The sequence below is a fragment of the Conexibacter stalactiti genome (genome assembly GCF_033542075.1).
GTDB lineage: Bacteria > Actinomycetota > Thermoleophilia > Solirubrobacterales > Solirubrobacteraceae > Conexibacter > Conexibacter stalactiti.
Genome location: NZ_JAWSTH010000026.1, coordinates 39,279 through 65,736 on the forward strand (window position 1 = coordinate 39,279; position 26,458 = coordinate 65,736).

Consider the following 26,458-nt stretch of genomic DNA (forward strand, 5'->3'; position numbering starts at 1 on the left):
GTTCTCTCCACTGCTTGTCAGGCGGCCGTGAGGCCGCCGTCGATGGTGAATTCAGTTCCGGTGACGAACGCGGCGGCGTCGGAGGCGAGGTACAGCGCCGCCTCCGCGACCTCCTCCGGACGGCCGAGCCGGCCGGCCGGCTGACGCGCGACGAGCGCCGCCCGCGCGGCCTGCGGGTCCTCGCTGCCGTCCAGCAGCCGCTGAACCCACGGCGAGTCGACAGTCCCCGGGCAGATGCAGTTGCAGCGCACGCCGCTGGCGGCCCACTGCACCGCGACCTGCTTCGTCAACGCGATCACCGCGCCCTTGCTGGCGCAGTAGGCGGCGCGGTCGCGCAGGCCGACGAGGCCGGCGACCGACGCGGTGTTGACGATCGCGCCACGGCCGGCCGCGAGCATGTGCGGCAGCGCGTGCTTGACGCCGAGGAAGACGCCCGTGACGTTGACGGCGAAGACCTGCTCCCACTCCTGGAGCGTGCAGTCGAGCACGTCTCTGGTGGAGCCGACCCCGGCGTTGTTGCAGAGCACGTCGATGCGGCCGTGCCTGGCGATCGCGCGTGCGATCAGCGCCTCGACCGCGTCCGAGTCGGTCACGTCGAGCGCGACGCCCTCGACGCCGTCGGGCACGTGCGCGGGATCGAGGTCGCCCGCGATCACGTGCGCGCCCTCCTCGCGGAAGCGGCGCGCCATCTGCCAGCCGATCCCCGATCCGGCGCCGGTCACGACGACGACGCGGTCGCTGAAGCGGTGGCTGCCGCCGAAGGTGGCGGATGTCTCTGCTGTGGTCATGTGTGGTCGTCCAGGTCGCGATAGGAGATCTGCTGCTCGGTTCCGGTGCGGGCGGCGCGCGCGATCGCGTCGCAGACCTCGGCGCAGCGGTAGCCGTCCTCGAAGTCTGCGCCGAGCGGCCCGACCTGCGTGCCGTCGCCGATCGCGCGCAGCAGGTGCTCGAACTCGAACACGAAGCTGTCCTCCCAGCCGATCGTGTGGCCGGCCGGCCAGCTCTGTGCGAGGAAGGGATGGTGCTGCTCGGAGACGAGCACGCGACGGAAGCCGGCGGCGGCCATGCCTGCGGGCGCGGCGCTGCCGTGCTCGCCCGCTTCCGGCGCCTCCGGCAGGTGGACCTGCAGCTCGTTCATCCGCTCCTGGTCGAAGGCGAGCGAGCCGCGCGTGCCGTTGACCTCGAAGGCGAGCTGGTTCTTGCGGCCCGGCGCGACGCGGCTCCCTTCCAGCGTGCCGATCGCGCCCTGCTCGAAGGCGACCGTCGCGGCGAAGGCGTCGTCGACGTCGACGTGGCCGCCGGGCCGCTCGCCGACGAACGTCGCCGTCCGCGCGGTGACGGCGGCGGGCTCGCCGACGAGGTGGCGAGCGAGGTCGACGACGTGCGAGCCGAGGTCGCCGAGCGCGCCCGAGCCGGCGGCGGCGCCGTCGAGCCGCCACGTCACCGGCGCGGCCGGGTCGACCAGCCACGACTGCAGGTAGCGGGCGCGGAAGTGGCGGATCTCGCCGAGCGCACCGTCGGCGATCAGCCGCTGCGCGAGCGCGACGGCCGGGAAGAAGCGGAAGTTGAAGCCGGCCATGTGCACCGCGCCCGCGCGCGCGACCGCCGTCCAGATCTCGTAGGCCTCGTCGGCGTCGCGCCCGAGCGGCTTCTCGCACAGCACGTGCTTGCCGGCCCGCGCCGCCGCGATCGTCGGCTCGGCGTGGAGCCCGTTCGGCCCGCCGTTGGAGACCAGGCCGATCGCGGGGTCGGCGATCAGATCACGCCAGTCGGTGCTCGCCCGCTCGTAGCCGAACCGCCGCGCCGCCGACTCCGTGGCCGCGCCGTCACGCCCGCAGATCGCGACCAGCCGTGGACGCAGTGAAGGCACGGTCGCCGCCCACTCCAGCTTCCGCAGCGCGATCGAGTGCGCCCGCCCGATGAACCCGTGACCGATCATCCCGACGCCGATCTCGACCGGCTCGCCACGCGCTCCAGGCGCCGTGGACAGGCTCTCCTCCCGCTCCATTCAACTAATATATCAGACACCTGAGGCCGGGTCGCGCCCGCAAGCGCGCCCGCTGTCGACAGAGCCGCGCGGAAGAGCCCGCTAGCCTCGTCGCATGACCGTCTCGGCGCGCCCGCTGTTCACGTTCGACGACTCCTTCGTCCGCGAGCTGGAAGGCCTCTACCTCCCGTGGCAGGCCGCCGAGGCGTCCGCGCCGCGGCTGCTGGCGCTGAACGCCGCGCTCGCGCGCGAGCTGGGCGCCGACCCGGCCGCGCTCGACACGCCCGGCGGCGTCGGCCTGCTGACCGGCACCGCGCTTCCCGAGGAGGCGACACCGGTCGCACAGGCCTACGCCGGCCACCAGTTCGGCGGCTACTCGCCGCGGCTCGGCGACGGGCGCGCGCTGCTGCTCGGCGAGCTGATCGACGCCGAGGGCCGCCGGCGCGACCTGCACCTGAAGGGCTCCGGGCGGACGCCGTTCGCGCGCGGCGGCGACGGCAGGGCGGCCGTCGGGCCGATGCTGCGCGAGTACCTCGTCAGCGAGGCGATGCACGCGCTCGGGATCCCCACCACGCGCTCGCTCGCCGTCGTGGCGACCGGCGACACCGTCGTGCGGGAAACGCTGCTGCCCGGCGCCGTGCTCGCGCGCGTCGCGGCCAGCCACCTGCGCGTCGGCACGTTCCAGTACGCGGCGGCGACCGGCGACGACGCGCTCCTGCGGCGCCTCGCCGACTACGCGATCGCCCGCCACCACCCGCACGCGGCCACGGCGGAGAACCCCTATCTCGCCTTCCTCGCGGCGGTCGTCGAGGCGCAGGCGGCGCTGATCGCCCGGTGGATGCTCGTCGGCTTCGTCCACGGCGTGATGAACACCGACAACATGACGATCTCCGGCGAGACGATCGACTACGGCCCCTGCGCGTTCGTCGACGGGCTCGACCGCGCGACCGTCTTCAGCTCGATCGACCACGGCGGCCGCTACGCCTACGGCAACCAGCCGCAGATCGCGCTCTGGAACCTGACGCGGCTGGCCGAGACGCTGCTGCGCCTGCTCGCCGACGAGCCCGAGCCGGCGCGCGAGGCCGCCACAGCGGTGCTGGAGACGTACGGGACCCGGTACCACGCGCACTTCGAGCGCGGCCTGCGCGCGAAGATCGGCCTGCCGCCGGACGGCGAGCTCGACGACGAGGGGCTCGGCGAGGACCTGATCGGCCTGATGGAGGAGCAGCGGGTCGACTTCACCGCGACCTTCCGCGCGCTCTCGGCCGCGGCGCGCGGCGACGCCGAGCCGGCGCGGGCGCAGTTCCTCGACGCCGCGCCGCTCGACGCCTGGCTCGCCCGCTGGCAGGCGCAGTTCGGCTGGTCGAGCTGCGATCCGCATGAGGCCGCCGCCGCGATGGATCGCGTCAATCCCGTCTACATCCCGCGCAACCACCTCGTCGAGGAGGCGCTGAGCGCCGCGACGGCCGGCGAGCTGGAGCCGTTCGAGCGCCTGCTCGGCGCCGTCACGCAACCGTTCGACGAACGCCCCGGCCTCGAACGTCATGCCGCGCCGGCACCACCCGGCTTCGGCGACTCGTTCCAGACCTTCTGCGGCACGTAGGCGCGCATCCGGCGGGCGCCGAACGGGTACGAAGCGGCGCATGCGCGTCGCCGTGATCCTCCCCCTCGCCCTGCTCGCCGCCGCGGCGGCCCCGCCCGCCGCGACCGCCGCACAGCCGAAGCCCGGCCTCTGGATGGGGCAGAAGGGGAAGGTCAAGCTCTCCTTCGTCGTGCGCGCGCAGGGGAACCGGCGGACGATCGGCAACGCGGTCGTCTTCTGCGGCGGGCGCGGCACCGAGCCGTTCTACAAGAGCCCCTTCATGATCGAGGCGGACGGCAGCTTCACGAGATGGAGTCGCAGATCGGGCCGCTCGCGCCTCGGCGCCACCAACGGCGTCGTCGACTCGCCGATCAACATGAGCAGCAGCACCGACGCCGACGGCAGAACGGTCACCTGCGGCGAGCGCGAGTTCACGGGGATCCCCGTGAAGCAGGGCCCGTTGCGGCCGATCCAGGACGGGACCTACGCCGGCAGACAGCTGCCGGGCTACAGCTTCAGCTTCAAGGTCCGGGGCGGCGGCGTGCTGCTGACCGACTGGACCGGAATCGTCTCGATCCCCGGCCCCGGCTCGCTGACCGGCTACTGCGGCTCCGGCGGCGAGATGGGCGGGGACACGGAGATCGCCGCCGACGGCAGCTTCAGCTTCGACGATCGGGCCCCCGGCCAGCACATCGCGTTCGACGGCACGGTCGGCGCCACGTCGGCGGGCGGCAACTACCTCGTCGAGTTCTCCAGAGGCTGCGACAACCAGCCGCTCTCCGGCACCGCGGCGTGGAGCGCGACGCTGGCCGAGAAGGATCCCGCCGGACCGCCGGTCGGCGAGGGCGATGGCGGCGACCCCGACGCGCCGCGGCCGCTGCCGCCCGGCCCCGAGGGCGCGCCTGACGCGCCCGATCCCAAGCCGTCGCGCGGCAACGGCTACGGCGGACCGCCGGCGCCGTCGAGAGCGGCCGGCTGCACGACGACCGTCAGCGCCGGCCCGATCAGCGCGATCTCCGCCTGCTTCCGCACGCGCGGCACGCGGGCCGAGTCGACCAGCCGCGTCCGTCTCAACGGCCTCGACCTGACACCGGCGCGCAAGGGCGTCACGGTCGCGATCGACCGCCGCTCGCACGCCGTCACGGCCGACGGCCCGGTCGAGCTCCGCGTCGGCTCGCTGTCGCTGACGCGCTCCGAGCTGAACTGGCGCCGTCCGGAGGCGGTCTTCGAGATCTCCGGCAGCTCCGGCAAGCGAGATCCCGGCGCCCGCTTCACGACCGGCGGCCAGGCGCTCTTCGGCATGCCGGTGAAGGGCTCGGCGAAACTGCGGCTCGCCGGCGGTCGCACGGCCCTGACCGTCTCGCTGACGATCCCGAAGGACGACGGCGCCGTCAGCCTGCTGTCCGGCTACTCGGGCGAGCTGTCCGCCGCCGCCGACAACGAGCGCGGCCTCGTGCTCGACGGTGCCTCGATCGCCTTCCCCGGCATGCGCGCCGGCTTCGTCGAGATCCAGTCGGCGAAGCTCGCCGTCTCGCAGCCGGGCGGCGTCTACCGCTTCGACGGCAGCGCGACGGTCTTCCCCTTCCGCATGAGCGGGATGGGGATCGCCGGCCAGCTCGGCTTCGGCCTCGGCGACGGGTACTTCAAGCTCGGCGCCGCCGCCGAGAACCTCAACCGCGCGCTCGTCTACGGCTTCTTCCTGCAGCGGATCGGCTTCACCGTGCAGGTCAACCCGTTCGGGCTCGGGGGCGAGGCGGCCGTCACCTTCGGGCCGCAGTTCCGCCTCGACGGCGACCTGATCTCGGCGGCGCGACTGGACGGCTCGCTCTCCTACCTCGCCGGTCGCGGCGGCGACCCGTCGGCGCTGACGATCGCCGGCGCGCTCGAGCTGGCCGAGGCGAAGGCGGCCGATGGAAGCGTCACCGTCGCCGGCGACGGCGGCGTGACGATGAGCGGGAGATTCGGCCTGACGGTCGGCGGCTACGGCCTGAAGGGCGGGCTCGACGGCTGGGTCGACGGCGTCCGCTCCTTCAACGTCGAGGGCCGCGCGAACCTGTCGCTGCCGGGGCCGGACGCCGGTGGCGAGGCGATCCTCTCCAGCGTCGGGGCCGGCGCCTGCCGCACCGGGGCCGGCCCGAACGTCGGCTTCGGCTACCGCTGGGGCCGGGGCGTCGACGGGCTCACCTTCGCCGCCGGCTCGTGCAGCCTGGGCGAGTGGCGGGCGCAGCGCGGGGCGCGGGCGGCGGCGGCCGGCTCCGGTGGCGCGCCCGGTGCGGAGGCCGCGCAGGCCGGCGCGCTCGCCGTCACCGTCGCGCGCGGGCAGAAGCGACTGGCGCTGCAGATCCGCGGCTCAGGCGGCGCGCCGACGGTCGCGATCGTCGCGCCCGGCAACCGCCGGATCGACCCCTCCCCCGCGCCCGACGGCGAGGTCTCCGACGCGCGCACGCTGTTCGTGCGCGATCCCGACACGCGCGCCACCTACCTGATCGTCGACCGCCCGGCGGCCGGCCGCTGGCGCGTCGAGACGCTGCCCGGAAGCGTCGCCGTCGCCGGCCTCTCGACCGCCCGCACGCTGCCGCGGATCGCCGTCCGCGCGCGGGTGAGCGGTGGCCAGCGACCCCAGCTGAGCTTCCGCCTCCGCGGCCTCGACGGCCGCAGGGTCCAGCTCGTCGAGCAGGCGCGCGGCGCCGCCCAGGTGCTGCCCTCGCGCGGCCGCGCGAGCGGGCGGCTGCGCTTCACCCCGCTGCCGGTCGGCGGTCGCCACAGCGTCACCGCCGTCGTGCTCTCGCGCGCGGGGATCCCGACCGGGGAGAAGCTGCGCGTCGCGACCTTCCGCACCGGCAGCGCGCGGCCGGCGGCGCCGCGAAGCGTGCGCGTGCTCAAGCGCGGCTCGACCCGGCGCGTCACCTGGCGCGGGCCGGCGCGGCTGCGCTACGAGGTCGCGGTGCGGACCTCCGACGGGCGCCGCATGCTGCTGCTCCCGCGCGGCAGAGCGCGGGCGGTGACGATCCCGACGGTCGCGCGCAGAACGGTCGTGCGCGTGACGGTGCGCGCCCGCGACGCGGCCGGCCGCGCGAGCCGGCCGGTGCGCGCGAAGGGGTGATCGGTGCGTGGGCTGCCGCTGAGCGACCCTTGCACCCTCGCACCACGAATTCACCCCATTGACGACACGTATGAAATAGCGCGCGACCCCAGACAGCGCGGACGATCACCGACGCAGCCGCGCCCCTTCGCACCCCTCTGGCCACCACACCGAGCACGTAAACAGGCTTGTAAACATCATGTTGCCGGCGCTTTTCTGTTTAATGATCGAATGTAATGATCCGCGCGGCAGGAGGATCGACGACAGGAGTCAAGCGTGGGGTATCGGGGCAGAGGCATCGTGTTGGGGGCAGCGCTGGTCGGTGTCGTGAGTGCGCCGGTCGGTACGTCGGTCGCGAATGCCGGGCAGCCTGCTGCAGGCGCCGCCGACCAAGCCGTCGTGGCGAAAAAGCAGCCCAGACGTGCGGTCGACAGACGGCTGTACAAGCGGTTCAGCCTGCTGCGAAAGAAGCAGAGTGCGCGTCCGGCGGTCGACTACGGGCTGCTGCCGCCGCTCCCGTACGGCGTGGTGCTGAACGCAGCGCGCAGCGTGACCACGGCCAACGACGTGAGCATCACCGTCGCCCCCGGCTCCGCGGGCACGTGCATCCTCATGACCGACCCGAAGTACGCGCCCAAGCCGGTCGGCATCGGCTGCTCGCCGATCGCGACAACCCTCGCGGGCGAGCAGTGGACATACAACTCGTTCCTCGGCGGCTTGAGAGGCACGCTGGTCGGCGTCGTTCCGGACAACGTCGTCGCCGCGCTTGTCACGCACGCGGACGGCAGCCCCGAGCGAGTGCCAGTCGTGAACAACGTTTGGTCAGTCAGGGGCCACGCCGACTACGCGAGAAGCGACCTGCCGTTTACGAGAGTCCAGGTGCAGGACAAGAGCGGGACGTTCACCTCTGCCTTCGCAAAGCCGAGCAAGTAGGCCCGGAACCGTGCACGAGAAAGAGATCGATCCTCCGATGACGAGCCACGTGAAGCGCCGCAGCGGGATCCGCCGCAAGGCGTTGGCCATCCTCGCCGGCACGGCTGTCGCGACAATGACGTCCGGTGCCGCCGCCGACTCCGCGAGCGCGTACAGCTGTGTGCCGTACGGAAGCGCCAACCTCTGCACCTACTACGACGCATGGACCGTCCCGAGCACGCTGCGCTTCGGAACCTGGCACTCGCTGCAGTGGTCGATAGGCCAGAACAACCAGGCTCCCGGCAACCGCACCGTCTACGCCGACATCGCCGACGGCCCTTGCGGCTGCGTTCGGAGAAGTCAGCAGGCCAACGGGTATGCCGCCGTTCAGGGCATTCAAGACAACACATTCACGTACTGGAACTCGGGTCAGCCGCGGTCGATGCTCACCTACGTCGAGGGCGGCCTCCTCGGCCAGCAGATCTACTGAGGCGACATAGCGATCGTCGAATGGCATCACCGGTCCGCTGTGGTGCTCGACGCGGCGACGAGCGTGCGGGTGTACTCCGCATGCGGGTCGCGCAGCACCGCGGACGTCGCGCCCGACTCGACCACCCTTCCGCGGTGCATGACGTAGACGCGGTCGGTGACCTGACGCACGACCGCGAGGTCGTGGGTGATGAACAGGTAGGCGATCTGCCGCTCCGCCCGCAGCTCGTCGAACAGGTTGAGGATCTGCGCCTGGACTGACACGTCGAGCGCGGAGACCGGCTCGTCGCAGATCAGAAGCCGTGGGCGGACGGCAAGGGCGCGGGCGATCGCCACTCGCTGACGCTCGCCGCCGGAGAGCAGCTGCGGCCGGTGTCGCGCGTAGTCCGGCGAGAGACCGACCGAGCGCAGGAGATCTGCCAGCTGCGCGTCGACGTTGCGGGCCGCACGGTCGTGGGCCGTGATCGCCTGGCGCAGCGTCCAGCCGATCGTGCGCATCGGGTTCAGGCTCGAGTACGGGTCCTGGAACACCATCTGCACGACACCGCGCAGGCGCCGGCGATCGGCGGGGCGCAGAGCCGGCCAGTCGTCGGCGGGGACGCCGTCGATCGTGATGCTGCCCGCCGAGGCTCGCTCGAGGCCGACGAGGATCCGCGCGAGCGTGGTCTTGCCGGAGCCGGACTGCCCCACGATGCCCACGCTCTCCCCCGCCCGCAGCTCGATCGACACGCCGTCGAGCGCTGGGACCCCGGCGCCCCGGAAGACCTTCCGCACGTCGCGCACCTCGACGAGCAACGCCGCGCCGGCGCTCGGCACCGGAGCCTCCGCCTCGACGAGCGCCACGTCGCGCAGGTCGGCCATCTCGCTGCGGATCTCGGGCAGCCGCGCGCACGCCGACAGGCGGCCGGGGGCGACCTCCACCAGTGGCGGAGCGCTCCGGCGGCACTCCTCGGCGGCCCATTGGCAGCGCGAGGCGAAGGCGCAGCTGCCGGTCACCTGGTCGGCCGTCGGCACCGCGCCCGGGATCGTCATCAACCGCTGCACCCGCCGGTCCGACGGCGGCTCGGACAGGAGCAGGCCCTGCGTGTACGGGTGCAGCGGTTCGCTGTGCAGTGCAGCGGCCTCTCCCGCCTCGATCAGCGACCCGGCGTACAGCACGTTGATGCGGTCGCAGATCGAGAACGCCACCCGCAGGTCGTGCGTGATCAGCACCAGCGCCATGCCGCGCGCGTCCTGCAGGCGCTTGATCACCGCCAGGATCTCCTGCTGCGTCGCGACGTCGAGCGCGGTCGACGGCTCGTCGGCGATCAGGATCTCCGGGTCGCGGGCCAGGGCGGCCGCGATCCCCACGCGCTGGCTCATCCCGCCGGAGAGCTGGAACGGGTAGCGGTCCAAGACCGTCTCGTCGTGGATCCCGACCTCGGCCAGACGCCGCGCGACCTCCAGCCGCCGCTCCCGGCGTCCCATCGAGCGGCCCGACGGCAACGACTCGGCGAGGATCTGCCCGCAGCGCTGAAGCGGGTTGAGCATCGTGAACGGGTCCTGCATGATCAGGCCGATCCGGCGGCCGCGGAGGGAACGCAGCTGCGGCTCCGACAGCTCCAGGAGGTTGCGCCCGTCGTGCCGGATCGCACCGGACGCGGCCACTCCGCGTGGCAGCAGACCCATGATCGCGCGAGCCGTCAGCGACTTGCCGCTGCCCGACTCGCCGACGATGCCGACCGTCTCCCCCGCGCGCACGGAGAACGCGACCGACGAGACGATCGTGCGCGCGCCCTCGCGGCGGGGTTGCTCGATGCGGAGATCCTCGACCTCGAGGATCGGCTCGCCGCCGACTGTGGTCATCGTGATGCTCCTCGGCTCGAGAGCCGTTCGTAGAGCCAGTCGCCGATCAGGTTGATCGACGTCGCGGCGAGGACGATCGCCACCCCCGGGGCGAGGATCGCCAACGGATTCTGGAAGAGGTCCTGGAAGCCCTCGGCCAACATCAGCCCCCAGTCCGGGCTGCCCGGAGCCAGGCCGAAGCCGAGGAACGACAGCCCGGCCATCGCGGTCAGCGACGCGGCGAAGACGAGGAACGTGTTGGCGATCGCGACAGCCGCGACGTTCGGCCAGATGTGGAAGAACATGATCCGCGTGTCCGAGATGCCGAGCGTGCGGGCCGCCTGCACGTACGGTCGCGGCGCCTGCTCGAGCGTGGCGCCGCGCACGACCCGCGCGTCGAACGGCACGGTCAAGATGGTCAGGAGGCCGACCGCCGCCCAGTAGCTCGTGCCGAGCACGCCGAGCACGACGATGATCACCAGCAGGGCGGGCACCGACCACATCAAGTCCACCCATCGCATCAGGATCGCGTCGAGACGGCCGCCGCGGTAGCCGGCCAGCAACCCGAGCGCGTTGCCGATCAGCATCGAGCCGATGGCGATCAGCAGCGGACCGACGAAGGCCGAGCGCGCGCCGACGATCAGCCGCGAGGCGACGTCGCGCCCCAGCGAGTCCGTTCCGAGCCAGTGCGCGCCGCTGGGTCCGGCCAGGATGTTGCCGACGTCCTGAGCGCCTGCGCTGTGGGGCGCGACCGCCGACCCGAGGATCGCGACGGCCGCGACGACGGCGACGATCGCGCCGCAGACGACGATGCCGAGCATTCCGATTCGCCGGCCGAACGACCCCGGCCGCTGCGCCGCGCTCATGCTCGCCGTCCCAGCCGGATGCGCGGATCGACGGTCACCAGCACCAGGTCGGCGAGCAGGCCGACGAGCACGACGATCGCCGCGATCAGCACGGCCATCGCCTGCAGCATGGGAACGTCCTGCTGCGTGGCGGACGTCACCAGCAGCTCGCCGAGCCCGGGCAACGAGAACGTGGTCTCCACGAGCGCCGCGCCGACGATCAGATGGGTCAGGACGATGCCGCTCATCGTCACGAGCGGGATCAGCGCGTTGCGCAGGCCGTAGGCGACGAGGACGCGGCCCCGTGACAGGCCCCGCGCACGGGCGAACGTCATGAAGTCCTGGTCGACGACCCCGACGATCGCCGCGCGTACGGTCTTGAGCACAGCCGCCGTGCTCGTCAGCGCCAGCGCGACGGCCGGCAGCGTCATGTGCCACAGCTCGTCGCCGAACCCTGATCCCACGCCGTAGACGGGGAACAGCTCGAGGACGATGCCGAACAGGTAGATCAGCGCCAGCCCACCGACGAACGACGGCGTGCTGAGCGCGACGATCGAGGCGCCGACGATCGCCCGGTCCGCCCCGGTCCGCCGGCGCAGCGCCGCGATGACGCCGAGGCCGACGCCGAGCACCATCACGATCGCGAACGCGTACAGCCCGAGGAACAGCGACGTCGAGAGGCGCTGCCGCAGCTCGTCGGTGACGGGCATCTGGGTCTGGATCGAATCTCCGAAGTCGAGCTGCACCGCATTTCTGAGCCAGATCCAGTACTGCTCCAGGAACGGCTTGTCGAGGTGGTACTTCTGCGTCAGCGCCTGGACGGTCTCCGCGCTTCGGGGCGTCGTGCCAAGGAGCACGTCGACGGGCTCGCCGGGCGCGATCGACAGCAGCGAGAAGACCGCGAACGACACGACGACCAGCAGGACCAGCAGCACCGCCAGGCGGCGCGCCACGAACGCGATCCCATCCCGGCCGCTCATCGGTCTTCCCGTGCTGTCGAGTGCATGCGGCTAGTGCTCGGCCGTGATCGTGAGCGGCCAGTCCGTCGGCAGCCACTTCCCGGCGTCGGCGACGGCGAAGCCGTCGCGCAGGTAGAGCTGATCGGAGCCGAGGAACAGCGGCAGGAACGGCACGTCCTCGGCCATCGCCGTGACCATCTTCGAGTACAGCTCGAAGCGCTCGGCTCTGTCGCTCGTGGCCAGCCCTCGCGCCCACCAGCCGTTGAACTCGTCGTTGCCGTACGCGGCGAAGTTGTACGAGCCCTTCTGCAGGCTGTCGGCGCCCAGGTAGCCCGCGTAGCCGCTCGGGTCCGGGCTGCTGCACGCGCCGGCGTAGTTGAGCGTCGGCCACCGCTCGGCGAGGTTCGCCTGCCCTTCGTTCGCGATCCAGGCGGCGTACTGCACGAGCCGCGGTCTGATCTCGATGCCGGCCTCCTTCAGCTGGGCCGCGAGCACCTGCATCACGTCACCCGAAGGGCCCCACGTGTAGTAGGTGAAGTCGGCGCTGACGCCGTCGGGGTATCTCGACTTCGCCAGCTCGGCCTTCGCCTTCTCGACGCTGTGCTCGTACTGCGGGATCGACGCGAGCAGCGCATCCACCTGCTCTCTGCTGCCCACCGTCTCGAGGTTGGGCGTCGCGATCAGCGTCGGGTTGGGTCCGGGCGTCACCGCCCGCGCACCGCTCGCCTTGATGAGCGCGTCGTGATCCATCGCGTAGGCGACCGCGCGGCGCACGTGCACGTCGCTCCACGGCGCCTTGCGGACGTTCATCGAGAGGAACGGCTCCGAACACGAGCGGAACGCGACCTCCTCGACGTCGGGGCCGGCCGCGGCCTGGAACGCCTCCGCGCGCGACGCCCCGACGCCCGCGTCGATGCTGCCGGAGCGCATCGCCAGCGCCAGGCTCGTCTCCTTCGTGAAGAAGTTCAGCGAGAGCTTCTCGATGCCGACTCTCCCGCCCCACCAGTTCGGGTTCGCCGTCAGCTCGACCTCGCCGGAGGCGGGATCGAACCGCTTCGGCTCGAACGGCCCGGTTCCCATGATCAAGGTGCCGGGCTTGCCCAGGTTCCCCGGGTGCTCCTCGGCGAACTTCTTCTGGAAGATCGGTGCCATCGGGTGGCTGATCTTGTTCGGCCACGACGCGTCGGCCTGCTTGAGCGTGACGACGACCGTGTAGCGGTCCTTCGCCTTCGCGCTCTTGAACGTCGACCAGGGGAACGAGCTGACGCTGGTCGGCTTCGACAGATGGTCCATCGAGTAGACGACGTCGTCGGCCGTCAGCTCCGCGCCGTCCCAGAATCTGACGCCGCGGCGCAGGTGGTAGACGTAGGTCTTCGGGTCGGGCTGGGTGACTCTCTCGGCCAACGCGGGCTGCGGCACGCCGTCCGCGTCAACCTCGGTCAGCCGCTCCAGGAAGTACTGACCGACGATGTGGGCCGTCTGGTCCGTGCTCGGATCCATGCTGCTGACCGGCTCCGACGCCGACAGCCCGATCTTGAACTGCTCGATTGGCTTGGCCGCCGACGCGGCGCCGGGCGCCGCAGCGGCGCTGGTCGCCGGGGAGTCGGACCCGCCGCCGCAGCCGATCGTCAGCGCCGAGGCACCGATCGCGAAGGCGCTTGCCAGCAGGATGGAACTGCGATTGCGGCGCCGCGAAGCGCCGCGGGACGCTTGGTCACCACGGGCGGTCTGCACGAGAACTCCTGTTCTTCGGGGAGAGGTTGTTGCTTGGGAGAGAGGGAGCGCGACGCGGATCGATCCGCGCGCGGCGGGGGTCAGCGCGGTGGCTGCACGACCAGCTCGATCTCGGCGAGGACGCCGTAGTGATCGCTGGCCGGGGGATCGGTCAGAACGACGTCGCAGCGCACGATCCGCGCATCGACGTCGGGGTGGGCGAAAGGCCCGCCCACGAGGATGTGATCGATGCGTCGCCGGTGCGGGATCTGGATCCAGCCCAGCGCCGTCGTCGCGGCCACGCCGGGGTTGTCCGACGTCCACGTGTGCCCCGGTCCGCCGTCGCCCGCCTGCTCCCAGGCGTCGCGGAAGTGGACGCTGCGACCGTCCAGCACGCCGCGACCGGTGTAGAAGCGCATGCAGTCCGCGTCAGGGGTGGCGTCGAAGTCACCGGCGATGATGCTGGGCGCGGGCCCGCGCAGCTGCTCGTCCAGCGCGGTGATGGCGAGCGCTTGGCGACAGCGGTCGGCCTCGTGGTCGAACTGCGCCGACGGCTTGACGGCGTGGAACAGTAGGTCGACGCCGATCGGCAGCGGGATGACCGCGGCGATCGTGCACGCGCCGACCACCTTGCCGGGCAGGAGCGTCCCAACCGTGCGCGTCGGAGCCCACCGCGAGGCGAGCGCGGTGCCGCCCCACGACGGCGCGTCGATCAGGTCGAGCTGGTGCACGGCGTGCAGGCCGCTGTCGCCGAGGAGCCAATCGAGCTGGTCGTAGTCGTCGGTCCGCACGACCTCCTGCAACGAGATCAGATCGGGGTCCAGCTCGGCGATGCCCGTCCGCAGCAGCTCCTGGCGTTCGGGCGCGCCGTCGGTGTTCCACACGTTCAGCGTCAGGACGCGGAGCGTCATCGAGCGGCCGACGGCCGATGCGATCGTGTCGGGCATCATCACAACTGGGATTCGGCGTGGATGGCGTCGGCGACGCGGCGGGCTCGCAGCGCCGTCTCCTCGTCGCGCAGGACCGCGGCGACGTACAGCGCGTCGATGACCGCGAGGTGGGCGAAGCGGCTCGCCATCGCCTCCACACGCACCGAGACCGCCGCGGCGCCGGCGATCAGCGGATGCTGGACGGAGGAGGCCAGGCGCGAGCGCGCGAAGCTCGTGATCGCCGCGGTCGTCGCGCCGACCGCCGTCGCCGCCTGCACCGCCGCGAAGCTCTGCTTGGTCGCGCCGGTGTGGCTGATCACCAGGCACAGGTCGTCCGGCGTCAGCTGCGTGCACGCGAGGCGCTGAGCGGTGTCCGTCGCCGGAGCCTCGGCCGGGCGCCCGATCGTGGACAGCCGGTAGGCGGCGTCCTCGGCCAGGATCAGCGACGGCATCGCCCCGATCACACAGATGCGCTGCGCGCGCACGATCGCCTCGACGACCGCCTCGAAGTGCTCGACGTCGAGCGTCGCGGAGACGTCGCGCACGGCGTTGACCGTGGACCCCAGCACGTCGGCCACGACATCGGCCGTCGGCGACCCGCTGCCGAGGCGCTGCGCTTCGTGCAGCAGCCCCGAGGCCGGCGCGTGATCGCGAGCGAGCTCGAACTTCAGGTGCTGGAAGCCGGAGAAGCCGAGCTCCTTGCAGCAGTGGATGACGGTCGCGTCGGAGACGCCCGCCGCCGCGGCGACGTCGGCCACGGTGAGCGACATGAGCGAACCGGGCGCGTCCAGCAGCACCAGGGCGACCTTGGCGTCGCTGGGCCGCAAGGCCGGCAACGCGGAACGGATCCGGGCCACGACGGCCTGGACCATCGGCGGCTGAGTAGAGGACGGCATGCGGTGCATAGTAGGGTCGGCCGCCCGCTGAGCGAGTGAATTTTCTGTGATCGACGTATTTGCGAGTATGTTTGCCCGCGTGATCCAGACGCCCATTACTCCAATGCCCGAGACCCTGGTCCGCATCCTGTTCGTCGGCGACGTCGTCGGCCCGCTCGGGCTGACCACGGTCGAGTCGACCCTGCCGCGGCTGCGCGACGACCACGCGGTCGACTTCTGCGTGGCCAACGGCGAGAACTCCTTCGACAGCGGCGTCGGCCTCGACGAGGCCGGCGCCGCACGCCTGCTCGCCGCCGGCGTCGATGTCATCACCACCGGCAACCACGCGTACGACGCCCCGGGCGCCGACGCGCTGCTCGGCTCCGACGCGCCGATCGTGCGCCCGGACAACCTCCCTCACGACGGACCGGGCAGGGCCGGCGTCGTGGTCGAGCGTCACGGCGTGCGGCTCGGCGTGGTCAACGTGATCGGAGCGCGGGAAGGGCAGGCGCCGATCTCCGCCTGTGACGGCGCCGAGCATGAGGTGCAGCGGATCGCGGAGCTCGCGGACATCGTCCTGGTGGACGTCCACGGCTCCTGGCCGGCGGAGAAGCTTGCGCTGGCGTGGATGCTGGACGGGCGCGTCAGCGCAGTGCTCGGCACGCACACCCACGTCCCGACCGCCGACGACCGGATCCTCCCGGGCGGGACGGCCTACGTGACCGACGCCGGGATGACGGGCGCCTCGGACGACGCGCTCATCGGCTTCGAACCGCAGGACATCGTGGGCAACGAACGCGTGGGCCAGCCCACGCTGCCGAGGCCGGTGACGACTGGCGACGGCGTCCTGATGGCGATGCTCGTGACCGTCGGGCTCGACGGGCGATCGACGGCGATCGAGCGCGTGACGGCCCGCGCGAAGGCACGCAGCGTCCGGGCGGGCGCGCGGGAGCGGCCGGCCGCTGCGATCTTCGACTGCGACGGGCTTCTCGTCGACTCGGCGGCATCCTGGCGCGCGGCGTACGAGCGCGTGCTCCAGCGCCGTGGGCGCAGCCTCGACGACGAGCTGCTCGCCCAGCTCAACGGTGCGTCCGTCACGTCGGCGGCCACGGCGCTCGAGGTCCCGGCCGCGGCCCTGCACGATGCGCTCGAGGAGGCATTCGAGACGGACCCGGTGCCGACCCCGATGCCGGGCGCCCATGCGCTCCTGGCCAGCCTGTTCGGGCGTCTGCCGATCGCGGTCGCCACCAACGCCCCGGCCGAGCTCGCGACGCTCGCCCTCCGCCGCGCCGGCCTCGATCGGTACCTCGACGCCGTCGTCAGCGCCGACGGCGGACCCGGGAAGCCCGCCCCCGACGTGTACATCGCCGCCTGCGCGCGGCTCGGCGTCGCCCCGTCGCACGCCGTCGCGCTCGAGGACTCGCCGGTCGGCGCGGCCGCCGCGCAGGCCGCCGGACTGCGGCTCATCTACATCCCCTCGGCACCAGGAGACGACGTCGACGCCGACCTCGAGGCGCGGCGCCTGGACGACGCGGCCGTCCGAGACGAGCTGCTCGGGGCGTGCGAGCTGTTTGCGCGCTCGGTCGACTACGCGTCAACGCCGTGAGAACGCGTCGCGTCGCCTCCACCTCTCTGGCGGACCGCTCGTCCATCTCGGCGGCGGTCGCCTCGACCGTGGCGGCATCCGAGCGGTTGCGTACGAGTCTCGGTCAGGGCCCGGAGCATCTCGAGAAACGCGATCCCGGGGACCGAAACCCCACACGTCAGAGCTAATACTTCTGTGCTAGCGTGCCGCGCGGCGGGCGGCGCTGTGCATTGGCCGTTGTCTGTCGGGGCGTCAGGGGCCGGTGCACGAAAGGTCGTTTGATCGTGGTAGTGGTCCGTCTGTTCGTCGCTTCGTGCGTCGCGGTCTGGTCGTAGATGAAACGAGCGATCGTTCCTGGCGCGGCGTGGATCGCAGTTCTTGGCGGCTGCGGTGGGCCATGGGTGACCGTTACGTTTGTTGACTCCGCGACAAGTTCTGCGACCTCATGGAGTCATGGCGGCGCGCTGGTCGTAGCGGGCAGTTCGATCGCTGCACTCGCGCTGTGGTTTCGCAGAGCGCTCATGGCATCTCTCGGTAGGGATCGGAACGTTCGGAATCCTGCTGGCCACACTGCTGGATTTGCCCGGAATGAACTCAACGAACGTCTCGGACAAGCATCAAGAGCAGACCTTGCTTGGGGGGCGCTGCTCGCGCTGGCCGGCACCGTCGTGCCGACGCTCTACGCGTTGCTGACGCTTCGAGCAAATCGTGCTGGCTCCTGAGCTTGCGCCAACCTTGTTCGCAGGTCGAGCACCTTTGCGGAGGCCGCGTCGGCGGATCGAGATTCGGGCGCGTGGATGACTTGAGAGCAGTCGTCCGAGATGACGAAGACTCACAGGGGCATCGCAATCGATTCGAGAGAATTGTTGCTTGAGAGAGCACAATTTGACGATCGCTATCGCCGCTGAGATGACACGGAACAGTTCAAATCTACGGAAGGATGAGATGACCTTAGGTCGGTGTATCGCGGTACTCGCGGCGGCATTTCTTCTCGGCAGCGCTCTGCCGGCGGCGTCCGCCCCCGCGAATGTAGTTGATGACAATCTGGCAGCGACTGTTGGCAGCTTCGGCGGTGCCCGTTTGTTCGCTCGGGGAGACGGCGGAACGCTTGTTGGTAAGCGTTGGGCTGGGACCGCGTGGACAGGCTGGGCTGATTTCGGTGGGATGCAACTGACGTCCGGGCCGGCGGCGAGCGCTCGGGCCGACGGCACCGTCGATGTCTTCGCGAAGGGACCGGACAACGCGATCTGGCATCGCTACCTGACCAACGGGGTGTGGAGCGACTGGGGGAGCATCGGCGGCATCGGGACATCCGCTCCGGCGTCGACGAGCCGGATGTGGTCGCCGAATCTCGACGTCTTCGTCAAGGGCAACGACAACCGCATTTACCACAAATACTGGACGCCCGCCGATGGCTGGACCGACTGGGGCTCTCTGGACGGCCAATTCCTCTACGCGCCCGCCGTCGTGTCGCACGAGCCTGGAAAGCTCGACGTCTTCGGTGTCGGAACTGATCATCAGCTCTGGCAGAAGCACTGGAACGGCAGCTCGTGGACTGCCTGGATACCGCTCGGCGGCTACCTCACGTCCGCGCCAACCGTTGAGTCACAAGAGGCGGGCAAGGTCGACGTCTTCGCGCGCGATGCCAACAACAACATCGCGCAGCGGAGTTGGAATGGCGCGTCCTGGAGTCAATGGGTGACGATCTCGACGATCGCGACATCCGGCCCGACCGCGCTCTCGGAAGGCATCGGACGCGTCGTCCTGTTCGTGCGCGGCGGACCGCAGGTCTACGTCAATCAGCTGATCACCGGACTGTGGACGGGATGGGGTCCGTTCGGCGCGACGGAAGGTCCGATCGGCATTCCACAGGAACCGCTCCCACCCGCCAACGGAACGCTGATCAGAGGATCCGGAAGCTCGACTGTCTACCTCTTGTTCAACGGCGTGCGATACACCCTGGGGCCCGGTGTGGCGGCAGCCATGCAGCTCGATCTGAACGCTGTTACTGGTGTCTCCCAGTCGAGCGTCGACCAGCTCGTAGATGGCGGGATGATGACCACGGAGAGACTCAACAACACGCTTCCGGAACCTGATCCCGACGATGCGAGAACAGCAGTCAACACGCACAAAGACCACTTTCTGTTTTACAGCGCCGACAGAAAAGCCAGAGTCTCAGCAACCCTCCAATGGTCTATCGGACTCTTGAAGCCTTGGATCTATCGGGGCGACTACACGAGCAACTCGTGGGTCTCGCCGTACAATGACGTCGGATGCATCTGGGTCAGAGTGACCTGGTCGATGCTCGGCGCCCCTACCTTGGCGTTCCCGCCCGGCCTGTCGATCTCCGGGGCAACTGAGGACTCCGGGTACTACCGCAAATGTCGTAGAGCGCCTGCTGGCGCACCGGATGGGATTCCGTTGGACAGATTCGTCCACTCCCAGACAATGGTGTTGTCGTCAACTATCCGGGTGTGCAGCTCTAACACGGCCGCTGACGGGCCGGGAAACTGTTCCAACGATCGAAAATGGTCGTGATCAGCGGGATGGCCGTTCCGCAGTCGCCGTAGTTTCCTGGTGCTGACTGGCTGTACCGCTGAATGGGCGGCCGCGTTCGGGCGCTGGACAAGCGTACGTGGGCAGCATGGTTGCTCGGCGCATCGATCTGCCGCTCAAGCGTTCGCCGGCTCGGTCGAATGACGTGGGTACGGCCGGAAAGTCCTTCCCGGCATCGACTGCCCCGGCCCCCCGGCCGGGGCAGGCCCGGTTTCGAGGTTCAGAACCGCGCCGGCCTTGACGTCGGGTCCGCGCTCAGCGATAGGCGCGCCGGTTCTACGGCTGCACGAGTTCAGCTTCGCGTCAGGCGTGCGACGTGAGCGATGAAAGACCAGGTCTCGACGTAAGCGGCGTGCGCCTCTGCGCGGAGCACGTCGGCGTGGACGCCCTTGCCCAGTTGTCCGATGAGCGCGTCGAGGCTCTTGGCGGTCGATTCGATGCTTGCGGTGGCCAGCCGGCGCGGCCGTCTTCCTTCGATCTCGTCCGAGAGGAACATCAGCAGTCGGTTGACGACCTCCTCTTCGCCGACCTTCCGCAACCTCCCGCCTCGGTCTTGCACCGGGTGATCCCTGGGAGGGTAGAGATCGTCCGCCAGCGCGCTCAACGCTCGCCGACACGATGTCAGCGCTTGAGCCAGCGCTTCAGTGTCGCCTTCCGCGAGACGCCTCTTGGCTCCTGCGAGGCGTTCGGCTGCTCGCGGCGACCGAAGTTGCAGGAAGAGCTGCGCGTCTGTCTGGCTCCGCACGACGAAGACATCCACTTCGAGATCTGAACCGAGCGGATCGGCTTCGATCAGATCAGGCGGGAAGATGGTCAGGACCGCGTTCTCCTCGCGGCCATCAGACTGGGGTGCTGGCGCAACGAGGTTGGTCGCAGCGGGTGCGGCGGGAAGGCTCCAGTCAATCTCGGCCGTCTGGAGGTAGCCCGCCAGGGCGCTCGTCTGACGGCTGTATGCCCATTGCCCGATGGCCGGCTCCGCGCTCGTCCGGCACCTGCGCGCTGCCGCCTTCATCGGACCGGAAGCGACACGCGACGAGATCGTCGGCGTCATGCGAGCGGTCGCGCTCAACCAGTCCAGCGAGCGGCCGGCCGAGACGACCGGCGCACCGAGCGCGGAATTCACCTCGCGCGAGCGGCAGGTGCACGCCCGGTTACCACGGTCCGAGCGGGCGCCCTCCGCCACGCGAGGCGATCGAGCGATCGGTCGCCTCACATCCGGCGGGAATCCGCCACCGGGCGGTGTCGCGCATCGCCCCGCCCAGCGTGCGCTACGCCGCGATCGCCCAGTCGAGCGACTGGCGCGCCGCTTGCAGCACCGTCGCGATCGCCGCGTCGTCGCTGCTGTCCTCACGCCAGGTGAGGTCGAGCGCGACGTGCGCGCGCAGGTCACCGGCTGAGCGGAAGACGACGCCCGCAGCTGTCTGCGCGACCGACGCCGGCACGATCGAGACGCCGATGCCGCTGGCCACGAGGTGGACGATCGTCGCCATCGCGCTCGACGTGTGCACGACGTCCGGGACGTAGCCGGCCGTGCGACAGGCGGAGGTGATCTGGTCGAAGAGCGCGTGGCCGAGATCGCGCTCGAAGAGCACGAACGGCTCGTCGGCGAGGTCGATCAGCGTCAGCTCTCTGTGCTCCGCCAACGTGTGGGTGGCGGGGAGCGCCACGATCAGCGGCTCGCGCGTGACCGTTCTCGTCACGAGACCACTACCGACGATCGGCGAGCGCAGCAGCGCGGCGGCCAGCGCGCCCGAGCGCAACAGCTCGACCTGCTGCGTCGTGCTGCCTTCCCGCACGGCGAGCGAGAGCCCCGGCGACAGCGCGCGCACGGCCGGCAGCAGGCGCGGCAACAGGTAGCTGGCGGAGCTGACGAAGCCCAGCTCGAAGTGGTCGCCGTCGTGGCGCGCCCCGCGTCTGGCGGCCGCGAGCGCGCGGTCGGCCTGCGCCAGGGCGAGACGCGCCTCTGGCAGCAGCGCCCTTCCGGCCGGCGTGAGTGCGACGCCGTTCGGCGAGCGGCTCAGCAACGGGGCTCCGACCTCCTCCTCCAGCCGGCGGATCTGCTGAGAGAGCGGCGGCTGACTCATGTGCAGCCGTCGCGCGGCGCGGCCGAAGTGACCCTCTTCGGCGACCGACACGAAGTACCTGAGATGGCGGAGTTCCATGGTGCGAGTCGCGGCGCGAATCGCGGCGATGCGGAAACTATATTAGATCGATCGACTTTCTCAGGTTAAGGTCATGGCGACCACTCACCATGACTGTCACCTCACCCACTCAACCCCCTGTGACCTGCGATCTGCTGGTCACCTCCGCGCACCTCTTCTCGATGGACGACGAGCGCCGCGTCTACCCCGACGGCGCGCTCGCGATCGACGGCGGCCGGATCGTCGCGGTCGGTCCGCGACGGCTGATCGAGCCGCGCTTCGCTCCGCGCCGCACGCTCGACGCGCGCGGCGGCGTCGTCCACCCCGGCTTCGTCGAGACGCACGTGCACGTGATGAACACCGCACGCGGCGCTGCTTCCGACACCCTGCCGCTCGGCCCCGGGATGAGCCTCAACCGCCGCTGGTGGAGCGTCGTCGAGGACGACGACGAGCACGTCGCAACGCTGCTGACCGCCGCCGAGATGCTCGTCAACGGCACGACCTGCTTCATGGAGGCCGGCACCGTCCACGCCCCTGACGCCGCCGCCGAGGCGATGCAGGCGCTGGGGATCCGCGGCCTGCTCGGCGACCCGTTCCTCTGGGACCGCGGCGAGGAGACGCCGGGCGAGGAGAATCAGCGCGCGCCGCGTTCGCTGGAACGCTCGTTGGAGCGGCTCGGCGGGCAGCTGTCGCGCAACGACGATCCCGACGCGCTCGTGCGCGGCTACGTCGCCGTCTTCGGCTACGGCACCGCCAGCGACGAGCTGCTCCACGCCGCCAAGGCGGTCGCCGACCGTGCCGGCGTCGTGCTGACCCAGCACCAGTCGTTCGGCCCGCCCGACATCGCCGCCGACGCGCACCTGCGCGGGCAGCGGCCGCTGCTGCACCTCGAGCAGGCCGGTCTGCTCGGCCCCAACTGCACCTTCAGCCACATGAACCTGCTCCACGCCGAGGAGCAGGACGCCGTCGCGCGCAGCGGCATGGCGGTCGCCTGGTGCCCGTCGTGCGCGCTCTCATGGGGCACCGGCGCAGCCGCGACCGGCACCCACGCGGAGCTGCACCGCCGCGGCGTGCCCGTCGGGCTCGCCTCCGACGGCGCGACCTCCTCCTGCCGCTACGACATCGGCCTGCAAGGGCTGCTGGCGCTGCTCTCCACGCGCGAGCGCAGCGGCGACCGCACCGCCCTCGGCGCCGCCGACGTGCTCGAGCTGGCGACCCGCGGCGGCGCCCGCGCCGCCGGCCTCGACGCCGAGATCGGCACGCTCGAAGCGGGCAAGCGCGCCGACCTCGTGATCCGCCGCCCCGACCTGCCCGAGACCCATCCCGCCGGCGACCCGCTGCAGGCACTCGTCTACGCGGCCGGCGCGAAGTCGGTCGACACCGTGCTGGTCGACGGCCGCGTCGTCGTCGCCGACGGACGCATCACCGGCGTCGACTCCGAGCGGCTGTTCGGCCTCGCCGACCGCTCCGCCGCGCGGATGCGCGAGCGGCTCGGCTACCCCTCCCCGCGACAGTGGCCGGAGATCCGCTGATGACGCCGCTGCTCGAAGTCACCGGCCTGTCGAAGACCTTCGGCGCGCGCGAGGTGCTCGCCGACGTCTCCTTCGCGATCGAGCCGGGCGAGACGCTCGCGGTGATCGGGCCCAGCGGCGCCGGCAAGAGCACGCTGCTGCGCTGCATCAACCTGCTGGAGCGCCCGACCGCCGGACGGGTCGTGCTCGACGGCGACGAGCTCACCGCCCACGGCCGCAGCGAGCGCGAGCTGGCGCAGGTGCGCCGCCGCGTCGGGATGGTCTTCCAGAGCTTCAACCTCTTCCCCCATCGCAGCGCGCTCGAGAACGTCGTGCTGGCGCAGGTGCACGCGCTCGGTCGCGGCCGCGCCGAAGCCGAGCTGCGCGGGCTGGAGCTGCTGGCGCGCGTCGGCCTCTCCGAGCGCGCCGCGAACCGCCCGCGGCAGCTCTCCGGCGGCGAGCAACAGCGCGTCGCGATCGCCCGCGCGCTCGCGCTCGACCCCGCGCTGCTGCTGCTCGACGAGCCGACCTCCGCGATCGATCCGGAGCTGAAGCGGGAGGTGCTGGCGGTCGTCCGCGACCTCGTCGCCGACGGCATGACGATGGTCCTCACGACCCATGAAATGCGCTTCGCCGAGGAAGCCGCCGACCGCGTCCTCTTCATGGCCGACGGCCGCATCGTCGAGGAGGGCGCCGCGGCGACCGTGATGCGTGCCCCGGCGCACGAGCGCACGCGGCGATTCCTCTCAGCGGTCCGCGATCTCTGAGCCGATGGGACGGATCGTCGAACTGCTCGCCGCCGGCATCCCGGCGACGCTCGCGGTCACGCTCGGCGCCTTCGCGATCGGCCTGCTCGGCGCGCTCCCGCTGGTCGCGCTGCGGCTGGCGCCGCTGGCCCCGGCCCGCTGGCTGGCCGCCGCGCTGATCGACCTGCTGCGCGCGGTGCCGCCGGTCGTCTGGCTGTTCCTGATCTTCTTCGGGCTGCCGCAGGCCGGGCTCTCCTTCGCCGCGTTGCCGGCGGCGGTGATCGGCCTCGGCCTGATCGCCGCCGCCTACATCGCCGAGATCTGGCGCGCCGGCCTCGACGGCGTCCCCGCCGGCCAGCGCGACGCCGCCCGCGCGCTCGGGCTGACGCCGCTGGCGCGGCTGCGCCTGGTGACCGGGCCGCAGGCGCTTGCGATCGCGGTGCCGCCGCTGGGCAGCTACCTCGTCGGCCTGCTGAAGGACAGCGCGATCGCCTCGACGATCGGCGTCAACGAGATCGCCTTCCGCGCGCTGACCGAGTCGCAGCAGTCGCTCGACGGCCTGCGCGTCTTCCTCATCACCGGCGTGATCTACCTGGCGCTCAGCCTCCCCTTCGGGCTGCTGGCGCGCTGGACCTCCGCGCGCCTGCAACGGCAGGTGGCGACATGACCGCGACGGCCGCGCCGCTGGCGAGCCTGCTCGCCGACTGGGGCGAATGGCTGCCCGACCTCGCCGGCGGCCTGTGGACGAGCGTGCGGCTCGGCGCCGCCTCGCTCGCGCTCGGGCTGCCGCTCGGCCTGCTCGCCGCGATCGGACTGACGAGCGGCGGCCGCGGTGCGCGGATCGCGCTGACGACGCTCGTCGAGCTGGCGCGCGGCGTCCCGGTCCTGGTGCTGATCTACCTCGCCTACTTCGGCCTGCCGCGCGCCGGCATCACGCTGGAGGCGTTCGCGGCGGCGACCGTCGCGATCGGCCTGTCGGTCGCCGGCTACAGCAGCGAGACCTTCCGCGCCGGGCTGCTGTCGGTCGGGCGCGGGCAGCGCGACGCCGCCGCCGCGCTCGGCCTGACGCCGGCCAAGCAGTACCGGCTGGTGATCGTGCCGCAGGCCATCCGGATCGTGCTGCCGCCGCTGGTCGGGCTCGCCGTACAGGTCGTCCAGCTGACGGCGCTCGCCTTCACGATCGGCCTGCCGGAGCTGCTCGGCCGCGCATACAACCTCGGCTCGATCACGACCGAGTACCTCGGCGTGCTGCTGCTGGCGACCGTGCTCTACCTCGCGGTCCTCGTACCGCTCTCGCAACTCGCCGCGCTCCTCGCGCGGCGTGCCGCTCCCTGACACCAGACGACCCCTGACGAAGGACTGACCATGAGACGCACCCTCCCAGGGCGGCGCCTGCGCCGCCTCGGCCTCACCTTCTCCGCGCTCGCCGGCAGCGCCGTGCTGCTCGCCGCCTGCGGCAGCGATGACGACGGCGGCGCAGCCACGGCCGCCGCCGGCACCACGGCGGCGTCCGCCACCTGCACCCCCGCCCACAGATTCGACACCGTCGAGCCCGGCAAGCTGACGATCGCCGTCGCGCCCGCGCTGCCGTACGTGCAGATCGACGGCGACGAGCTGATCGGCGTCGACGGCGCCGTCGTCAGCGCGATCGCCGAGCGCGAGTGCCTCGAGCTGGAACTGCAGCGCTTCCCCGGCTCCGCCGGCGCGCTGCCGGCGATGGAGTCCGGCCGCGCCGACATCGTCACCGGCGGGTGGTACCGCACACCCGAGCGGCTCGCGTCGAAGACGCTCGGCGTGACCGAGCCGGTCTACTTCGACTTCACCGCCTTCGTCGCGAAGGAGCCGGTCGACAGACTGGATCAGCTCGACGGCGAGACGGTCGCGATCGGCTCCGGCCAGCTGTGGACCGAGCAGATCGAGAGAGTCCTCGGCAGAGACGCCGTGAAGCTGTTCCAGTCGACCGCCGAGGTCTTCCAGGACGTCGCCGACGGCCGCGCGAAGGCCGGCGTGATGGGCTCCGGCGAGGCCGGCTACTACGTCCAGCAGAAGCCGGCCGCGAGACTGGTCGTGACGCCGGCGGCGCCCGACCCGAGCTTCCCCTCCTCGGAGGCGATCAACGGCGTCACGCTGCTGCACGACAAGGCCAACAGCGCGCTGACGACGGCGCTCGACGAGGACATCGCGGCGCTGCGCGAGGACGGCACCGTCCAGAGCGCGCTCGACAGATACGGCCTCAGAGCCCCGATCAACTTCTCCGGCCAGCGCTGACGCGCGGTCGAGACGATCCCCGACACCCCGTACCGACAGGAGCCACGATGGCCAACAAGGTTCTGCTCTCCGTCACCTTCGACGCGGACTTCACGCTCGAGGAGCCTTCCGAGGCGACGCTCGCCCGCGCTCACGCGATGCTCGACCAGCCCGGCCTGCAGTGGAAGCTGTGGCTGCGCGACGAGGCGGGCAACCGCGGCGGCGGCGTCTACCTGTTCGACGACCGCGAGACCGCCGAGGCATGGGCGAAGGGCGAGATGACCGACAGCGCGCAGCGCTTCCCCTGGATCACCAACCTCGAATACCGCGCCTTCGAGGTGCGCGAGGAGCTGAGCGCGATCACACGTGGCCCGCTCGACGTCCGCGGAGGCGAGTGACGATGGCGCTCACGATCGGCGACACCGCCCCCAACTTCAGAGCGCAGACGACCGAGGGGGAGATCGACTTCCACGAG

22 protein-coding genes are annotated in these 26,458 nt (G+C 71.3%); 12 read left to right on the plus strand and 10 right to left on the minus strand.

The features are described from left to right. Positions 1–17: 17 nt before the first annotated feature. Both R7226_RS11920 and R7226_RS11925 read right to left on the minus strand, forming a co-directional pair. On the minus strand, positions 18–788 hold the full coding sequence (locus R7226_RS11920; protein WP_318597383.1) for an SDR family NAD(P)-dependent oxidoreductase: 771 nt from the start codon (positions 786–788) through the stop codon (positions 18–20). Continuing rightward, positions 785–2,008, minus strand: a complete 1,224-nt coding sequence (locus R7226_RS11925) for a Gfo/Idh/MocA family protein (protein WP_318597384.1) — start codon at positions 2,006–2,008, stop codon at positions 785–787. Before R7226_RS11925 ends, R7226_RS11920 begins: the two co-directional genes overlap by 4 nt. Before the next feature lie 94 nt (positions 2,009–2,102). Between R7226_RS11925 and R7226_RS11930 the strand changes: the two genes are divergently transcribed. The 4 genes from R7226_RS11930 to R7226_RS11945 all read left to right on the plus strand — a co-directional run bounded on the left by R7226_RS11930 (position 2,103) and on the right by R7226_RS11945 (position 8,053). After that, positions 2,103–3,590, plus strand: coding sequence for a protein adenylyltransferase SelO (locus tag R7226_RS11930; protein ID WP_318597385.1), 1,488 nt, complete (start codon positions 2,103–2,105; stop codon positions 3,588–3,590). Between the two features lie 40 nt (positions 3,591–3,630). Next, positions 3,631–6,672, plus strand: coding sequence for a hypothetical protein (locus R7226_RS11935; RefSeq protein ID WP_318597386.1), 3,042 nt, complete (start codon positions 3,631–3,633; stop codon positions 6,670–6,672). Positions 6,673–6,927: 255 nt separating this feature from the next. After that, complete coding sequence (locus R7226_RS11940) at positions 6,928–7,584, plus strand: hypothetical protein (RefSeq protein WP_318597387.1); 657 nt, start codon at positions 6,928–6,930, stop codon at positions 7,582–7,584. A 10-nt stretch (positions 7,585–7,594) separates the two neighbouring features. Further along, the gene (locus R7226_RS11945; protein ID WP_318597388.1) at positions 7,595–8,053 is read left to right on the plus strand and encodes a hypothetical protein; all 459 of its coding nucleotides are present in this window, start codon (positions 7,595–7,597) and stop codon (positions 8,051–8,053) included. Between the two features lie 26 nt (positions 8,054–8,079). Here R7226_RS11945 and R7226_RS11950 read toward each other — a convergent pair whose 3' ends face one another. The 6 genes from R7226_RS11950 to R7226_RS11975 all read right to left on the minus strand — a co-directional run bounded on the left by R7226_RS11950 (position 8,080) and on the right by R7226_RS11975 (position 15,314). Next, entirely contained in the window at positions 8,080–9,897 is a 1,818-nt protein-coding gene (locus R7226_RS11950) for an ABC transporter ATP-binding protein (RefSeq protein ID WP_318597389.1), read from the minus strand. Continuing rightward, positions 9,894–10,742, minus strand: coding sequence for an ABC transporter permease (locus R7226_RS11955; RefSeq protein ID WP_318597390.1), 849 nt, complete (start codon positions 10,740–10,742; stop codon positions 9,894–9,896). The genes R7226_RS11950 and R7226_RS11955 overlap by 4 nt, the downstream gene beginning before the upstream one ends. Continuing rightward, on the minus strand, positions 10,739–11,701 hold the full coding sequence (locus tag R7226_RS11960; protein ID WP_318597391.1) for an ABC transporter permease: 963 nt from the start codon (positions 11,699–11,701) through the stop codon (positions 10,739–10,741). The genes R7226_RS11955 and R7226_RS11960 overlap by 4 nt, the downstream gene beginning before the upstream one ends. A gap of 30 nt (positions 11,702–11,731) precedes the next feature. Next, positions 11,732–13,414: an ABC transporter substrate-binding protein gene (locus tag R7226_RS11965; RefSeq protein ID WP_318597392.1), complete on the minus strand. Its 1,683-nt coding sequence runs from the start codon at positions 13,412–13,414 to the stop codon at positions 11,732–11,734. Between the two features lie 80 nt (positions 13,415–13,494). Then, positions 13,495–14,340: an endonuclease/exonuclease/phosphatase family protein gene (locus R7226_RS11970; RefSeq protein WP_318597393.1), complete on the minus strand. Its 846-nt coding sequence runs from the start codon at positions 14,338–14,340 to the stop codon at positions 13,495–13,497. 2 nt (positions 14,341–14,342) lie between these two features. Then, the gene (locus R7226_RS11975) at positions 14,343–15,314 is read right to left on the minus strand and encodes a MurR/RpiR family transcriptional regulator (RefSeq protein ID WP_318597394.1); all 972 of its coding nucleotides are present in this window, start codon (positions 15,312–15,314) and stop codon (positions 14,343–14,345) included. On the opposite strand from R7226_RS11975, the gene R7226_RS11980 reads away from it, so the two are divergent. Next, positions 15,298–16,803, plus strand: a complete 1,506-nt coding sequence (locus tag R7226_RS11980; protein WP_318597395.1) for a YmdB family metallophosphoesterase — start codon at positions 15,298–15,300, stop codon at positions 16,801–16,803. The two genes, R7226_RS11975 and R7226_RS11980, sit on opposite strands and share 17 nt — an antisense overlap. Before the next feature lie 1,143 nt (positions 16,804–17,946). Then, positions 17,947–19,320: a hypothetical protein gene (locus tag R7226_RS11985; RefSeq protein WP_318597396.1), complete on the plus strand. Its 1,374-nt coding sequence runs from the start codon at positions 17,947–17,949 to the stop codon at positions 19,318–19,320. Positions 19,321–19,630: 310 nt separating this feature from the next. Here R7226_RS11985 and R7226_RS11990 read toward each other — a convergent pair whose 3' ends face one another. Beyond that, positions 19,631–20,461, minus strand: coding sequence for a hypothetical protein (locus R7226_RS11990; protein ID WP_318597397.1), 831 nt, complete (start codon positions 20,459–20,461; stop codon positions 19,631–19,633). Positions 20,462–20,606: 145 nt separating this feature from the next. After that, the gene (locus tag R7226_RS11995; RefSeq protein ID WP_318597398.1) at positions 20,607–21,500 is read right to left on the minus strand and encodes a LysR substrate-binding domain-containing protein; all 894 of its coding nucleotides are present in this window, start codon (positions 21,498–21,500) and stop codon (positions 20,607–20,609) included. A gap of 119 nt (positions 21,501–21,619) precedes the next feature. Here R7226_RS11995 and R7226_RS12000 point away from each other — a divergent pair, with 119 nt between their 5' ends. The 6 genes from R7226_RS12000 to R7226_RS12025 are packed head-to-tail and all read left to right on the plus strand — an operon-like array spanning position 21,620 to position 26,381. Continuing rightward, a complete protein-coding gene (locus tag R7226_RS12000; RefSeq protein ID WP_318597399.1) occupies positions 21,620–23,011 on the plus strand; it encodes an amidohydrolase family protein in 1,392 nt (463 codons plus the stop codon). Continuing rightward, the gene (locus R7226_RS12005) at positions 23,011–23,757 is read left to right on the plus strand and encodes an amino acid ABC transporter ATP-binding protein (RefSeq protein WP_318597400.1); all 747 of its coding nucleotides are present in this window, start codon (positions 23,011–23,013) and stop codon (positions 23,755–23,757) included. The genes R7226_RS12000 and R7226_RS12005 overlap by 1 nt, the downstream gene beginning before the upstream one ends. Positions 23,758–23,761: 4 nt before the next feature. Beyond that, the gene (locus tag R7226_RS12010) at positions 23,762–24,403 is read left to right on the plus strand and encodes an amino acid ABC transporter permease (RefSeq protein ID WP_318597401.1); all 642 of its coding nucleotides are present in this window, start codon (positions 23,762–23,764) and stop codon (positions 24,401–24,403) included. Further along, positions 24,400–25,071 carry an amino acid ABC transporter permease gene (locus tag R7226_RS12015; RefSeq protein WP_318597402.1) on the plus strand — a complete coding sequence of 224 codons (672 nt, stop codon included), beginning with the start codon at positions 24,400–24,402 and terminating at the stop codon, positions 25,069–25,071. Before R7226_RS12010 ends, R7226_RS12015 begins: the two co-directional genes overlap by 4 nt. Positions 25,072–25,101: 30 nt before the next feature. Then, complete coding sequence (locus R7226_RS12020) at positions 25,102–26,004, plus strand: substrate-binding periplasmic protein (protein ID WP_318597403.1); 903 nt, start codon at positions 25,102–25,104, stop codon at positions 26,002–26,004. A 47-nt stretch (positions 26,005–26,051) separates the two neighbouring features. Continuing rightward, positions 26,052–26,381, plus strand: a complete 330-nt coding sequence (locus R7226_RS12025; RefSeq protein ID WP_318597404.1) for a YdhR family protein — start codon at positions 26,052–26,054, stop codon at positions 26,379–26,381. Positions 26,382–26,458 lie beyond the last annotated feature (77 nt).

What these genes read in the sequence shown, in the direction of transcription:
- R7226_RS12005 (WP_318597400.1), top strand. Translation starts at nt 23,011, where the DNA reads ATGACGCCGCTGCTCGAAGTCACCGGCCTGTCGAAGACCTTCGGCGCG.
- R7226_RS11975 (WP_318597394.1), bottom strand. Translation starts at nt 15,314, where the DNA reads ATGGGCGTCTGGATCACGCGGGCAAACATACTCGCAAATACGTCGATC.
- R7226_RS12020 (WP_318597403.1), top strand. Translation starts at nt 25,102, where the DNA reads ATGAGACGCACCCTCCCAGGGCGGCGCCTGCGCCGCCTCGGCCTCACC.
- R7226_RS11950 (WP_318597389.1), bottom strand. Translation starts at nt 9,897, where the DNA reads ATGACCACAGTCGGCGGCGAGCCGATCCTCGAGGTCGAGGATCTCCGC.
- R7226_RS11995 (WP_318597398.1), bottom strand. Translation starts at nt 21,500, where the DNA reads ATGGAACTCCGCCATCTCAGGTACTTCGTGTCGGTCGCCGAAGAGGGT.
- R7226_RS12025 (WP_318597404.1), top strand. Translation starts at nt 26,052, where the DNA reads ATGGCCAACAAGGTTCTGCTCTCCGTCACCTTCGACGCGGACTTCACG.
- R7226_RS11930 (WP_318597385.1), top strand. Translation starts at nt 2,103, where the DNA reads ATGACCGTCTCGGCGCGCCCGCTGTTCACGTTCGACGACTCCTTCGTC.
- R7226_RS11935 (WP_318597386.1), top strand. Translation starts at nt 3,631, where the DNA reads ATGCGCGTCGCCGTGATCCTCCCCCTCGCCCTGCTCGCCGCCGCGGCG.
- R7226_RS11985 (WP_318597396.1), top strand. Translation starts at nt 17,947, where the DNA reads ATGCAACTGACGTCCGGGCCGGCGGCGAGCGCTCGGGCCGACGGCACC.
- R7226_RS11925 (WP_318597384.1), bottom strand. Translation starts at nt 2,008, where the DNA reads ATGGAGCGGGAGGAGAGCCTGTCCACGGCGCCTGGAGCGCGTGGCGAG.
- R7226_RS12010 (WP_318597401.1), top strand. Translation starts at nt 23,762, where the DNA reads ATGGGACGGATCGTCGAACTGCTCGCCGCCGGCATCCCGGCGACGCTC.
- R7226_RS11955 (WP_318597390.1), bottom strand. Translation starts at nt 10,742, where the DNA reads ATGAGCGCGGCGCAGCGGCCGGGGTCGTTCGGCCGGCGAATCGGAATG.
- R7226_RS11960 (WP_318597391.1), bottom strand. Translation starts at nt 11,701, where the DNA reads ATGAGCGGCCGGGATGGGATCGCGTTCGTGGCGCGCCGCCTGGCGGTG.
- R7226_RS12015 (WP_318597402.1), top strand. Translation starts at nt 24,400, where the DNA reads ATGACCGCGACGGCCGCGCCGCTGGCGAGCCTGCTCGCCGACTGGGGC.
- R7226_RS11970 (WP_318597393.1), bottom strand. Translation starts at nt 14,340, where the DNA reads ATGCCCGACACGATCGCATCGGCCGTCGGCCGCTCGATGACGCTCCGC.
- R7226_RS11920 (WP_318597383.1), bottom strand. Translation starts at nt 788, where the DNA reads ATGACCACAGCAGAGACATCCGCCACCTTCGGCGGCAGCCACCGCTTC.